This window comes from Tissierella pigra (assembly GCF_018917845.1).
Taxonomy (GTDB): domain Bacteria; phylum Bacillota; class Clostridia; order Tissierellales; family Tissierellaceae; genus Tissierella; species Tissierella pigra.
Window position 1 is genome coordinate 12,191 of record NZ_JAHLPJ010000001.1, and the last position, 14,548, is coordinate 26,738.

Annotated in this window: 14 protein-coding genes; all 14 read left to right on the forward strand. The window is 29.2% G+C overall.

Going from position 1 to position 14,548, the window contains the following annotated elements; genetic code table 11:
* Positions 1 to 109: 109 nt before the first annotated feature.
* The gene (locus tag KQI41_RS00055) at positions 110 to 808 is read left to right on the forward strand and encodes a response regulator (RefSeq protein WP_154441955.1); all 699 of its coding nucleotides are present in this window, start codon (positions 110 to 112) and stop codon (positions 806 to 808) included.
* A 1-nt stretch (position 809) separates the two neighbouring features.
* A complete protein-coding gene (locus KQI41_RS00060) occupies positions 810 to 2,615 on the forward strand; it encodes a sensor histidine kinase (protein WP_216584537.1) in 1,806 nt (601 codons plus the stop codon).
* 82 nt (positions 2,616 to 2,697) lie between these two features.
* Positions 2,698 to 3,198 (forward strand): hypothetical protein, encoded by a 501-nt coding sequence (locus tag KQI41_RS00065; RefSeq protein ID WP_216584538.1) that lies wholly within the window; start codon positions 2,698 to 2,700, stop codon positions 3,196 to 3,198.
* A 29-nt stretch (positions 3,199 to 3,227) separates the two neighbouring features.
* On the forward strand, positions 3,228 to 4,655 hold the full coding sequence (locus tag KQI41_RS00070; RefSeq protein WP_154441949.1) for a hypothetical protein: 1,428 nt from the start codon (positions 3,228 to 3,230) through the stop codon (positions 4,653 to 4,655).
* Between the two features lie 21 nt (positions 4,656 to 4,676).
* On the forward strand, positions 4,677 to 5,531 hold the full coding sequence (locus KQI41_RS00075) for a two-component system regulatory protein YycI (RefSeq protein WP_195838023.1): 855 nt from the start codon (positions 4,677 to 4,679) through the stop codon (positions 5,529 to 5,531).
* Positions 5,532 to 5,666: 135 nt separating this feature from the next.
* The gene (locus tag KQI41_RS00080; RefSeq protein WP_154441945.1) at positions 5,667 to 6,461 is read left to right on the forward strand and encodes an MBL fold metallo-hydrolase; all 795 of its coding nucleotides are present in this window, start codon (positions 5,667 to 5,669) and stop codon (positions 6,459 to 6,461) included.
* A 12-nt stretch (positions 6,462 to 6,473) separates the two neighbouring features.
* Positions 6,474 to 7,619, forward strand: coding sequence for a serine protease HtrA (gene htrA, locus KQI41_RS00085; RefSeq protein WP_154441943.1), 1,146 nt, complete (start codon positions 6,474 to 6,476; stop codon positions 7,617 to 7,619).
* Positions 7,620 to 7,638: 19 nt separating this feature from the next.
* The gene (gene surE / locus KQI41_RS00090) at positions 7,639 to 8,388 is read left to right on the forward strand and encodes a 5'/3'-nucleotidase SurE (protein WP_216584539.1); all 750 of its coding nucleotides are present in this window, start codon (positions 7,639 to 7,641) and stop codon (positions 8,386 to 8,388) included.
* 64 nt (positions 8,389 to 8,452) lie between these two features.
* Positions 8,453 to 8,755: a hypothetical protein gene (locus KQI41_RS00095; protein ID WP_154441941.1), complete on the forward strand. Its 303-nt coding sequence runs from the start codon at positions 8,453 to 8,455 to the stop codon at positions 8,753 to 8,755.
* Between the two features lie 147 nt (positions 8,756 to 8,902).
* The gene (gene rlmH, locus KQI41_RS00100; protein ID WP_216584540.1) at positions 8,903 to 9,382 is read left to right on the forward strand and encodes a 23S rRNA (pseudouridine(1915)-N(3))-methyltransferase RlmH; all 480 of its coding nucleotides are present in this window, start codon (positions 8,903 to 8,905) and stop codon (positions 9,380 to 9,382) included.
* 163 nt (positions 9,383 to 9,545) lie between these two features.
* A complete protein-coding gene (locus KQI41_RS00105) occupies positions 9,546 to 11,927 on the forward strand; it encodes an ATP-binding protein (protein WP_216584541.1) in 2,382 nt (793 codons plus the stop codon).
* 332 nt (positions 11,928 to 12,259) lie between these two features.
* Positions 12,260 to 13,147 (forward strand): alpha/beta hydrolase, encoded by an 888-nt coding sequence (locus KQI41_RS00110; protein WP_216584542.1) that lies wholly within the window; start codon positions 12,260 to 12,262, stop codon positions 13,145 to 13,147.
* Positions 13,148 to 13,337: 190 nt separating this feature from the next.
* A complete protein-coding gene (locus KQI41_RS00115) occupies positions 13,338 to 13,664 on the forward strand; it encodes a DUF2200 domain-containing protein (protein ID WP_216584543.1) in 327 nt (108 codons plus the stop codon).
* Positions 13,665 to 13,927: 263 nt separating this feature from the next.
* Positions 13,928 to 14,548: a TetR/AcrR family transcriptional regulator gene (locus tag KQI41_RS00120; RefSeq protein ID WP_216584544.1), complete on the forward strand. Its 621-nt coding sequence runs from the start codon at positions 13,928 to 13,930 to the stop codon at positions 14,546 to 14,548.

The following is a 14,548-nucleotide window of genomic DNA, read 5'->3' on the forward strand; positions in this document are numbered from 1 at the left end:
TGAGTAATTGCCAAAATATAATAAGTATTTGACAATAAATCCACTATATTAGATAATCTAATATAGGAAGATAATTATGTAAATAATTAATTAATTGGAGTGATTCAATATGTATAATAAAATACTAGTTATAGATGATGAAAAGGCTATTGCAGATATAATAAAATTCAACCTTGAAAAGGAAGGTCATAGTGTGGAAACAGCCTATGATGGAGAAGAAGCTATTAATTTAATTCATAAAATAATGCCAGATTTAGTAATCCTAGATGTTATGATGCCTAAAAAAGATGGATTCCAAGTATTGAAGGAAATTAGAATTGACTATAATTTTCCAGTAATTATGCTTACAGCAAAAGAAGAAGAAGTGGATAAAGTTCTTGGACTAGAACTTGGTGCAGATGATTATATTACAAAACCATTTAGTATGAGAGAGCTAATAGCAAGAGTAAAGGCAAACCTAAGAAGAGTAGACTACTCTAATGCTGCTGCAACAAAGGATTTAGGTACTATGATTACTTCAGATGATTTAACCATAGATTTAAACAAATATGAAGTAAAAAAAGATGGATGTATAGTAGATTTAACTTTAAGAGAATATGAACTGCTTAAATTCTTAGCATCTAGCTCTAATCAAGTTTTTTCTAGAGAGCAATTATTAGAAGAAGTATGGGGATATGAGTACTATGGAGATATAAGAACTGTAGATGTAACAATAAGAAGATTAAGAGAAAAAATAGAAGACAATAGTGGAGATTTTAAATATATTTTAACTAAAAGAGGAGTAGGATATTACTTCAGGAGGACTTAGTATGTTTGCCAGTATAAAGTGGAAATTTATTGTAGTTTGTTTTTTATTAATATTTATTGCTATGATAATAGTAGGTATATTTATTTTTGGAAGATTAGAATCACAACAGATATTAAATAACACTAATTCTATGGAACAGCATATAGAAACCATAATTAAAACCTCTTCGTATTTAGCAGAAGACAATTGGTTAAATGTATCAGAACAAATACAAGAGACTTTAAATGAATGGAAAATAGACGGTAATGAGACTATATATGTAATATATAATGATGAGTTTCCCATTATAATAGCCTCATCTTCAAAACAATATGAAAAATTAATAGGGCAAAATGCTTTATCGTATAAATCCATAGACCCTACCTTAGTATTGAAGGCCTATGGTGGAGATAGAGCAAATGAAGATATAAAAGAAAAAAATGAAAACACTGTATATAATCATATCGCATATCCTGTTTTAGACGAAGTAGGAAAGGTCAAGGGAGTAATATATATGACTTCAGATTTGCAAAATGTATATACAGTAGTAAATGAATCTAAAAAAATATTAACAAGTGCTACAATGATAGCCCTTGTAATTACAATACTTTTAGGATATTTAATAGCTTCAAGCATTACAGAACCTATTCGTGATGTAACTAATAAAGCAGAAGAAATGGCATCTGGAAATTTTGATCAATTTGTTGACGTAAAATCAGATGATGAGATTGGGCAACTTGCCAGTATGTTTAATCATTTAACTTTAAAGTTGAAAAACACAATACAGGAAATGGATTTAGAAAGATCTAAACTAGATACTATTTTTAACTATATGGCAGAAGGTGTTTTAGCAATAGATTTAGATGGTAATATAATCCATGGGAATCCTATTGCCATGGATATATTGAGATTAGCTGGAGAAAAGGACAACAATGATAACTTTACACCTTATATAAATAAGCTTTTAGAACTTATAGATATTAAAAATGTTAATTTTGAACAAATATCTACTTTAGAAGGTCATAAAGCATTAGCCATTGATTCCTATGTATATAAAGTAAAATATGCACCATTTAAAGATGAAGGAAATAATATAGCAGGGCTTATAATTGTGTTTCAAGATATGACAAATGAGCATAAACTAGATAATATGAGGAAGGAATTTGTAGCAAATGTATCTCATGAATTAAAGACACCTATAACTACAATTAAAAGCTATACAGAAACTTTAATGGATAATGGAATAGATAATGAAACAGGGAAAATGTTTTTAACAGTTATAGACAATGAATGTGATAGAATGGCAAGACTTGTTAAAGATTTATTACAGCTTTCAAATCTAGACTATAAAAAGACAGTATGGAAAAAAGAAGAAGTTTCTATAAACAAACTTTTGGAAGATATTTTATTAAAATTAGAATTTGCATTTAAAAATAAGAATCATAAGCTAGAATTAAATATAAAGGAATTACCAGATATTGTAATAGATAAAGATGGTATGGAGCAGGTAATACTAAATATAATATCAAATGCTATAAAATATACAGAAGATAATGGAATTATTGAAATTTCTTTAACAGATGAAAATAATTTTATAAATATAAAAGTAAAAGATAATGGTATAGGTATTCCAGAAGAAGATCAAAAAAGGATTTTTGAAAGATTTTATAGAGTTGAGAAAGGAAGAAGTAGAGAGCTGGGTGGTACTGGACTTGGACTATCTATTGCAAAGCAAATAATTGAAGCTTATCAAGGACAAATCATCCTCAATAGTAGATTTGGAGAAGGTACAACAGTAGAAATAAAAATACCTTATGAGAAAGTGTAATTCAATCTTAATTTTATTGTAATAATTTTGTAATATAGTTACTATATAATGTAATCAGAGTAAAAGTAAAGGAGGATAGATTATGTGGAAAAAGATATTGGCTAGTCTATTTATAGGTGCTAGTCTACTTGCTATTAGTTCAGTTGGAAATGCAGCTACAGAAGATGCAAAAATTAATACTGAGCAAAAAATTGATATAACAAAGTATCAAGTTATAAACCCTGAAAAAAAAGCTTATTCTACAGAGGATAAGATTACTTTTATAAATGGAAAAGCACCATCTGGAACAGAAGTTACAATAGAAGTATATGGAACAACTGATCTTACAAGAAAAAATTTTGATTTACTAAAATTACCAGATGAAGATGATTACATTGAAATATCTAGTGATACTATTAAATCTGGTAATATGGGATTCTTTGACAAAGAATTAGAATTGGTAACAGGAATCAATAAGATAATTGTTATTTTTGAAGTAGAAGATGTTCCACCGATTGAAATAATCGTATATGTAAAAACAACAGATACAGGAAATCATACAAATGAAGTTAAGCTTACAGATATAATAACAATACTTAAATAGTACTTTCTAGTGATATGGAGATGGTTAGAATGATGGAAAGATTCAAGACTTTCATATTAATGTCATTAGTATGTATTAGTTTAGTATTTACAAAACGCTTATGGATTGAACTTCCCAATGAAATGATTAATATATTTAACAATAAAAAAGAAGTTTATGGTGTATCGTATTTATTGTCTGATATGATAGTACCTAATAAATATCTGTTAAATTTTGGTTATAAAAACCATACTCTTTTCTATGACGATTATAAACATAGATTATGGACTAACTCAAGAAATGTTTTAAATAATATATTAGGTTCAAAAAGCATTGAAATTTCTGAATTACCAAATGATGAGTTTTCAACATATAATGGAAAGAGGTCTTTAGTATTTTATTTTCCCGAAAAAGTAAATACCTATATATTAGCTAAATCCTTAGATGTTAAAGATCCTAATCTAATAGTAGATAATCTACCTAGTGTTAAAAGCATTTATATCTCTCTAGTAGATAAGGATTCTTTTTGTGTTTTTTCAGATGGAGAGAAAAATCTATTGATATATGATAAATCTATGGATTTAGATAATTTAAAAAAACAAATCAATTCAATTAAAGAAAATCGGAATTATAATAATTATTTTTCTATGAAAGAAGCTTTAGAAGTAAATAATGATACCTATATATCATATGAAATGAAAAGCACATTGCCTACAATACATGTAGAAAATGAAATCAGAAATTTAGATGAAGAAGAAAAGAAAGAACTAGTAGAAAAGTTTTTTAACAAAAATATTGATTATATTAGAGAAATAGTTGAAAGTAATGGTTCTACTATATATATATATAATCAAAAAGTTTTGAAGTTAAATATAAATGGTTCCTTAGAGTATTTCCATCCCCTAGAAGAATTAGTTAGAAAGCGAAATCTCTATCAAAGTTTGACTACGGCATCAGAATTCATATCTAAAAGTCCAGGAGTTCCAAAAGGAATGTACTTAGCTAAAGTAGAAGAAATTGAAGTAGATAATAATTTAGGATATAATCTAACATTTAGATATAGAGTTAAGGGTATACCTATAATTCTTGGAAATGAAGAAGTAACAGATTTTGTACAAATAGAAGTATTTAATGATCATATAAGGTCATATAAACATTTCATTAGAAAAGATATGAATAAGTCAGTAGAAAGTGTTCCTGAAGCGAAGAGAAATTTAGCCTCCTTTGATATACTAGATATGAATATTGATTTTATAGTGGAAAAGTATTTAGAAAAGAATGATATTCAATTATTAGAAGGTGAGGAACCTGTTCAAGCAGAGGTTTTAGAGACTATAAACGATATTACTTTATCTTATTTTGACCCATGTCTGAAAGATATAGAAGACGAATTGATACCTGTTTGGGTCATAAGAATGGGAGACGGACTTTACGCATTTAATGTATACGACGGTTCATTAGTATATGAAAAAAATTAGTTAGGATGGATGGTGAGTTATGTGGACTGGTCAAAGGCGAAAACCATCTTAATATTTGCATTTATAATAACCAATATTTTATTGGGGTTCGTATTACTTTCAAGCGAAAGACAAGTGGAAACAACAACAAAAGAAGGTTTTATAGAAGATGTGACTGAAATTTTAAAAAGCAAAAACATTTTTATAGATACAAATATATCTAGAGAGATCCCCAGTCTAAGTACTTTAATAGTAGAATATGATTTTGTAGATTTTACGAAAGTAAATAATAATTTTTTTCAAGGTAATGGAACTATTGAATCTAAGGAACAAAACACGGCTGAAATATTTTTTGAAAATGAAAGTATAATAGTTACAAATAAAAAGAATTTAGTCTATGAAAATAAAAAGACAACAAAAGAGTACAAGGACTTAGATGAAGAAAAGGCTAAAGATATTGCATTGGAATTTTTACAAGAAAGAAAATATGATACTTCAGATATGGTATTATCCTATATATCATTAAAAGAGGATGGATATTATTTAGAGTTTTCAAAGTTGTATAAGGATAGATATCTGGAGAAATCCTCTACTATTATAGAACTGGATGAAACTGGAGTCAAGAGAATGGAAAGAACATGGCTAAATATATTAGAGGAAAGAGATACTCCAATATATATAAGTACAGCTCCAAAATCTATTCTAAGTCTTTTGAGTATGAAGGAAGTATACGGAAAAACCATAAAAGATATATCCCTATGTTATTATTTTGAACCAACAGATCACAATGATTATATGAAGGATCCTAAAGAGGCAAAAAAAGGTAAAACTATGCCTGCTTGGAGAGTTTTATTTGATGATGGATATAAAGTAATTATAGATAACTATAATAATTAAAAAAGAAGAATTTCAAATTCTTCTTTTTTTTATGTATATGTACTATAATATAAAAAAGGCTTCTAAATAAATGCTATAATAAAATCCTTACTTGAAGCTAAATAAAAAGCATATTACAAAATGGGGGAATTATGAATGGATATTAAGTTTTGTTCCTTATCCAGTGGAAGTTCAGGGAACTGTCAATATATTGAAACTAACAATACAAGATTATTAGTAGATGGAGGATTTTCTGGAAAAAGAATAGAGGAGTTATTATCATCCATAGAAGTAGAACCAAATACATTAGACGGCATACTAGTAACCCATGAACATATTGATCATGTAAGAGGAGTAGGGGTTCTTTCAAGAAGATACGATTTACCTATCTATGCCAATTGCAACACTTGGTTAGGAATGGAAAAATCCATTGGTAAAATAAAAGAGAATAACATAAAATCATTTGTAACGGAAGAACATTTAGATATAAAAGATATAACTATTCTTCCTATTAATATATTTCATGATGCTTTAGAACCAGTTGGGTATATATTTTTTTATAAAAAGATTAAAATCAGTATTATAACAGATACAGGTTGGGTAAATGATAATATAAAGAACCATATAAAAGGTTCTGATTTATATTTAATGGAATCCAATCATGATGTAAATATGCTGAAAAATGGTACTTATCCTTGGCCACTGAAACAAAGAATACTTAGTGAAAGTGGACATTTATCCAATGATTATGCTGGAAATGTTTTAGGAGAAGTTATATCAGGTAATAGAGAAACCATATTGTTGGGACATTTAAGTAAAGATAATAATACACCAGATTTAGCTCATAGAACAGTAAAGGAAATTTTAGTAAACAAAGGAATAAATGTAGATAAGGATATTAAATTGGATTTAACATATAGAGATAGAATAACCAAGGTATATAATTTATAAGGAGGAGTTAAAATGGGCGATTATAATTATTATAGTTACAATAGACCACCTAAGAAAAATAGGACTTTTTCATATTTTATAGTAGCATTAGTGGCAGCTATAATTGGAGGAATATTTGGTTCTTATATTGCGCCTACCTACTTATATGGAAAATTTCTTCCCATGCCAGAATTATATCAGGGAAAAGGGGTAAGTCCCATAAATGAGATAACTATTACTCCAACAGAAAATATAACTTCAGTGACAGCTGTAGCCAAAAAAGCCATAGGGTCAGTAGTAGGAATAACTACTGTCCAGGAAATGAGAGAATTATTTTGGTCAAGAGATGTAGAAGGTGTAGGTTCGGGAGTAATTATAGATTCAAATGGATATATTTTAACTAATTCTCATGTAATTGGAGATGGTAAGGCAAAGTCAATATCAGTACTGATTGAAAATAGAGATAAGATACAAGGAAAGGTTTTATGGTATGATTCTTCCCTTGATTTAGCCATAGTAAAAGTAGAAGCTAAAGATTTACAGGTGGCAGAATTTGGGGATTCTGATATACTTGAAGTAGGACAGTTGGCAGTTGCTATAGGAAATCCATTAGGATTAGATTTTCAAAGGTCGGTTACATCAGGAGTTATTTCTGGACTTCACCGTTCTATTAAAGTAGATGAGTACAATATTATTGAGGATTTGATACAAACAGATGCCTCTATAAATCCAGGAAATAGTGGTGGTCCTCTTTTAAACAGCGAAGGTGCTGTAATAGGTATAAACACTGCCAAAATAAAGACTGGTGAAGGACTAGGATTTGCTATTCCAATAAATCTAATTAAACCCATAGCAGAAGAAGTTATTAAAGATGGTAAGTTTAGTAGTGTTTATATTGGATTTCAAGGAGCAGAGGTAGATAGATTTGAAAGGGAGTTTGGCACTAGATTAGGCACTGATAGCGGAGTAGTAATCATTGAAATATTACCAAATTCTCCAGCACAAAAAGCCAATTTAGAGATTTTAGATGTAATAACAAAAATTGACAATCAAAAGGTTGAAAATATGGTTCAATTAAGAAAGATACTCTATAAGTATAAGATTGGAGATAAAACAGTTTTAACAATCAATAGAAATGGTCAAGATATAAAAGTAGAAATAGAATTCACAAAATTTTAAAGTAAGTAGGAGGTTTGAAGTGAGAATATTATTAGCAAATGATGATGGAGTAATGGCAGAGGGTATATATACATTGGCAAAGGAGTTAGAAAAGGAACATGAAATAATCATAGTGGCGCCAGATATGCAAAGATCAGCTCAAAGCCATGCTATTACATTAGGTAATGAACTAATAGTAAAAGAAGTGGATTTAGAGGGACTTAAGTCTAAGGCTTATAGTGTTTCAGGAACTCCTGCCGACTGTATTAGAGTAGGCCTAGAAATTTTATCAGAGGAAAAAGTAGACTTAGTCTTATCAGGGATAAATTTTGGGTTTAATTCAGGATTAGATATACTTTACTCAGGAACAGTTTCAGCAGCAATAGAAGGAAATATATATAATATCCCTTCTGTAGCCATATCTGCTGAAGTAAAAGAAGATACTGCACGATTTGATATTGCAGCTAAATATGTAAGACAAATTTTAGAAAATTCTATGGATAAGTTGTTGAAATCCAATATTGTATTAAATATAAATATTCCATATAAAAGTGAAGAGGATATATTAGGTATAAAGGTTTGTAAGATAGGTGGACCTATCTATGATTATTACCTTACGGAGTATAATGAAAAAGGAGAAAAGATACTAAGACTTAAAGGTAGAAAGGACTCCGTAGCAGAAGAAGATACAGATAGATTTTATTTAAACAAGGGATATGTAACAGTAACACCCCTTTATTATGACTTAACAAATTTTAAATTATTAGAAGAGATAAAAACTTGGATATAATTGATTAAATATTATAATATCTGGGTAGTATTTAAATGATACTTACTATAAGGAGGCAAAAACTATGTTTGAGATTAGGAGCAAAGAAGAGGTCTTAAAGGAATATGTAAGGAGATACCCAGAGTTAGATAGATTTGTAATGGATGAATTATCTAAAGAATATGACAGGTACATAGACTTACTGAAAAACTTAGAGACTAAGGAAGAGGCTATCGGAGTATTTCAAGAGGAAATAGAGAGAAATGAAAGGTCCTATAAAGATAATTCCAAAATGAGAGCATTAGAAGGTTCAACTCATAATCAATTCATGGATATATTAGCTAATTATGGACTTATAGTATTTTTTAGAGACAATATGATAAAGTGATTTAAAGACAATAAAAAATGAATATCTAATAATGAATAGTTAAACAAGTGTACAGGATTGTACACTTGTTTTTGTTAATCTGAATATTAAAATTAGGCTATTTGTGGTAGTATATAAGAAGATATATTTAGATGAAAGGAAAAGACTATGAATATAAGAGTTGTTGCAGTAGGAAAGATAAAAGAAAAATATATACAAGAAGGTATAAAAGAATTTTTAAAAAGACTATCAAGATATTGTTCAATGGATATAGTAGAAATTGAAGATGAAAAGGCACCTGAGAATCTGTCTGAAAAGGAAATGGAAATCGTAAAGAATAAGGAGGGGGAGCGAATTTTAGCCAAAATTCCTCAAAATTCTTTTGTTATTTCCCTGGAAATTAAAGGTAAACAATTATCCTCAGAAGAATTGTCAAAAAAGATAGAAGATCTAATGATAAATGGAGTAAATGATATTACTTTCGTCATAGGGGGGTCATTAGGATTGTCTAATAATGTAACCACTAGAAGTGATTTCAAACTATCCTTTTCAAATATGACTTTTCCACATCAGCTAATGAGACTTATTTTACTTGAACAAGTTTATAGGGGGTGGAGGATAATAAAGGGCGAACCGTATCATAAATAACTGCGGTTTTTTTGCTCTAGAAGTCTTTCTATTAAGCTTATAAGTCAGAGAATTGGCTCATTTATTAGTAAAGTAAGTAAAAGATAGACAACGGTTTAATTAGTAGTCTAATGATGTAATTATATAGTAAAATAAAGGTAAATAGGAAAATGGAGGAAAACAAATGAGTGGTGTTGATAATTTACAGGGGATTGACTATCAAGTTTCTTATTCAGTTCTTATTTTGTTAGAGTTAATACAAAGTGAGCTATGCAGTGTTGATGGTATTAAGTTTGAAAGTTTAACAGAAGAAGAGGAAGATTTAAATATTTATAGATGTGATGGAAGTAAAGAGTTTATCCAAATAAAGAAGAAGGCTGAAGGTTATCATTGGACGCCAAGCGAAATGAAGACCATTTTTGAGAAATTTCAAGCGAAAGATAAAGAAAATGTGTATTTTAAGTTTGTTACTAATGGAGGTGGTAACACAACTGTTGCAGAACTAAAAAGAAAACTGCTTAATGGAAAAGCTTTGTCTGATGATTTACTAGATAACTTTTCAAGTACTAATATGAGTATTGTCGATTTAAAATCTATTTTGAAGAGAACTAAAATATTAACCTTAGAGTATACCTCAAATGACACTAATAATCCGGCATACGTTGTTAATGAGAGAATTAAGGATATATTACTATCTACAACGTTTCAGTTGACTGACACAGTTGAAAACGCATTTAATTCACTTTGGAAATATGTTTTTGATTTATCCAAAATATCAAAGATTGTAAACATGTCAGATATTATTACTGAATTAAGTGATATTGGAATATGCATTTCAAATAAGATTTGGTTTGATTTGCCAGTATTAAAGGACTTTATTGGAAGGGAAAATGAAATATTTGACATAAAAACTGCTTTAATGGAGAACAAACGAGTAATCATCAAAGGAATTAGTGGTACAGGTAAGACAATGACTCTTGCTAAATTAGCTGATGACTTAAATAGTAAAGGAAAAAACGTTGCTTGGTTAGAGTTAAATAGTACTTTTTCACGTAATGATATATTATACTATTTAGCTTCGTTTTTCCACGATATTGGATTGCAAAATCTATCTAAATCATTGCTTAAGTCGGAAATAAGAGATATTGTTCCTCGAATTCTTGATGCAATCACAAAACAGGAAGTATACTTAATTTTTGATAGTCTTGATAAGGCTAGCGTTGAAGTCATATCTATTATTGAAGAACTGTTTAAAGAATCTATAATGGCTAATTTATTAGGTGGTATTGTTATATCATCCTTAGATTCAGTAGAATGTTACTCTGAAGTTGATATTATATCTAATAGAGTTGTTGAGTATAAATTATTTGGTTTATCTCCAGAAGATACAGCACTATTTTTCTATGAAAATGGAATTGATATAAGTACTGATGAAATAATTGATTTCCATGAGGCAGTTGGAGGACATCCAATTTCTCTAGCTTTCTTAAGGCAATTAGTTACTAGTAAAACTTTTAATTCAGAAGAGATTGATAAATTAAGTAAATTAAGTATTGATAGTGCGAGAAAATGGTTGTTTAATAAGGTTTTTTTAACACTTAATCAAGACGAAAAGGATTTACTGCTTAATGTATCTGTGTTTAACTATCCATTCAATGAAAATGAAGTTAAACAAATTATTGAAACTAAATATAAACCAATTTACCTATTTGATAGTTTGATGAAAAAATGTATAGTGCTTTCTAAAAGAGGCTTATATAATCTTCATGATGCTATTCGAGATATGCTATACGATATGTTAGATTCTGACAGCAAAGTTCATTTACATAATAAGATGGCTAAATACAATAAGAGAATAATGGAGAATTCATATAAAGATACTGGGGAGGTTTTATATGAAGATATCTTTAAATGGGGATACCATTTAGAACAACTAGAGAAAGGAGAGAATCTAACTAATAATTGTTATGAGTTATTACAATTAGATTCAGAGATGTTAGATGCTCTATGGGCGATAGAAAGGTTTGGATTTCCATTCTCTTTTGCAGATCCTGAACTAAAATACGCTAATAATTGTGTTAAGTTTTTGCTTAAGAAAGGTTTAATAAAGAAAAATCATAATAGATTAAAAAGGTATTTGGGTACAGTGAAAAAGTTTAGGTTAGAAGGTTTCGATTTTTTTGATTCTTGTTTCTTGCACCATCTCTGTATAACACGTGGAATTTCTAACCATTTGGGATATATGCGAGTATTTGAACCTAATGAAGCCTTTCGAGTTCAAGGCATTATATGCCCATGGGAACATTGTATAGAATATATGCCTCTCCCGCCAATTACAAAGGCTCAACATGAAGCTAGGATTAAATTCCTTCAAGAGCAGTTTGATAATAATGCATATGATGACAAACCATTAGAGATAAGAGAAAGATTATGGGATGAACTGCAAGAAGGAGTACCTGAAGATGCTCCAGAACTACCAGATTTTAAATTGGAAGCAGCTAGTTGTCCAATATTCGGCCATTGCTGCCCAGATGGTGAAGAGCAAGCTTCATTTTGTCGAAAGTAATCATAAATGATGAGAGAAACTTTATCAACTTCAAAAATTATTTTTAGATAGAAGATATAAAATACAAAAGAGAGGGAAATACAAAGATGCTATATACCTAAAAAACCGCATTTACAGCGATGCGGCGAACCGTATCATAAGTAAATGCTAGATGTAAGGGTTACATTTGATAACTGTGTAACCTAGATGCTTAGCATTTACTTTTTTAATTGAACCTTAATTTATTGTGAATAGGTTATAGTTATGTTATACTGGGAAAAATAGAAATTGATTATTTTTTATATTTAACATAGTAGCATTGATATTATTGTTTAATATTGGGGGGCGAGATATTGGAGAAATTGAGAATTAAAGCCAATGGAACGGAATTAGAAGTAAATCAGTATCCTAGAAATGGAGAAACAATTGTGTTTATACATTTTTCAGGGGGAAACTTAGCACAATGGAATGGAGTTGTACCATATTTTATTAATAAATATCACATAGTTACGTTGGACCTTAGAGGACATGGTAAGTCTGAGAAAGTAGTAAATGGATACACATTAGACAATATGGCAATAGATATTATAGATGTTATGAATCAATTAGGAATAGAGAAGGCACATATAGTGGGAAGTTCTTTAGGCGGGGAAATTGCAGTAAATCTTGCAGCACATTTTCCAGAAAGGATACAGTCTATTGTGGCAGAAGGTGCGATTCAGAACTACTTTGGTAAAAATGGTGTGTGTGATATAGCAAAAGAAGAAATACCAAATAAAAAAATAGAACTGCGAACTAAAAGAGCAAAGAAGAACAATCCCGTTTTTGATTCAATTGTTGAAAAAGTTAAGATGGCAAAGCAGAATTATGAACAAGGTGGTATTTTGTGGAATCAGCAAATTGAGGAATTTGAAATATATAATAGTTCAGAAACAGGAGATGGGAAATATATATCTGCTTGTCCTAAATGGGTAATAGATAAATATTTAGAAGATTTTTGGGATATCAAATTTGAAAAATACTTTGAAAATATTATTTGTCCGGTTTTAATGCTACCCAGTGAAGAAGAATGGAAGTCAAAGGAAATAAAAGCATGTATAGAAAATTTTGAAAAGCTTTTGAGGTCAAGAAGTCAGGTTGTGGTTATTCCTGGGGGGAGTCATGCATATGTTGCATTACAGTATCCACTAGAGTTTAGCAATGTGATTCAAGCATTTCATAAGGAGATAGAGCAATATTAATGAAAGCCATTTTACTGGAAAGGTATCTTAGTACTTATTGAAAAACTGCTGTTAAAGAGGTACGGTGAACCTTATGATAAATGACTATACAGTTCAAAATGATATATTGCTAATAGAGGCTTTTAATGAACTAATTTCCATAATACTATATAAGTGAGGGTGTATAATTATCAAACATAATCTATATACAATGAGTATAGCAAGGGTTTATCCACTTTATGTTGCGAAGGTGGAGAAAAAGGGACGTACCAAAATAGAAGTTGACGAAATCATTTGTTGGTTGACAGGTTATAGTCAGAAAGAGTTAAAAATACAACTGGAAAAACAAACAGATTTTGAAACATTCTTTACAGAAGCACCACAATTAAACCCTTCTAGAACTTTAATCAAAGGTGTAGTCTGTGGCGTACCAGTAGAAAATATAGAAGAACCAATAATGCGAGAAATTCGTTATTTGGATAAGCTGATCGATGAGTTATCAAAGGGAAAAGCTATGGACAAGATTTTACGAAAATAACTAAAAATGAAGAGTTAATAAAAATCCTAATTCTTCATTTTATCCATAATTTGATGAGATTTATATTGAAATATAATTTTATTGATAAGAGAGAAAGAATGTAAAATTAAAAGGTTAGAGTAAATCTAGCCTTTTTTATATTTTCAATATATTTAATAAATGTTTAAAGCTTGACAAATAGTGAAGTAGATTATATTATTTGCTTAGTGACCATGTGGTCATTAAGTAAATTTTAAGTAGTTAATAAACAAGGGAGAAGAAGTATGCCTAAAGAGTTATTTTATGAATTAGATATAGATAAAAGAAATCGAATTATAAATGCAGGATTAAGTGAATTTGCACGATATAGTTACAATGAAGCATCTACTAATAGCATTGTTAAGAAAGCTTCCATAGGAAAAGGAAGTCTATTTAAATATTTCATTAATAAAGAGGATTTATATTTTTATATATTGGATTATGTCATAGATGATTTTATAAAGGATTTAAAGGATGAGTTGTCAAAGCTTAAAGGAGAACTATTTCAATTTATTCTTAAATATGCAGAGATAGAATTCAATTGGTATATAAAGAACATTGATAAATATAATCTCATAAACCGTGCTTTTAATGACGACAACTCAAGTATATATAAGAAAACTGTAGAAAGATATAAGCTTACTGGGCTTTCTTTTTACAATAATATAATAGAAAGTGCTGAAATACAGAAATTGAGGTGGGATAGAGAAAGGATTTTAAATATTATAAGATGGGTTCTAGAAGGGCTTAACGAAAAGTTTATCAAAGAAGCAGATGGATATTCAAATATCAATGATATTAAGGACTGCTATATAAGAGAGCTTGGAGAGTATATTGAGATACTAAAAAAAGGAATGTATGATTAA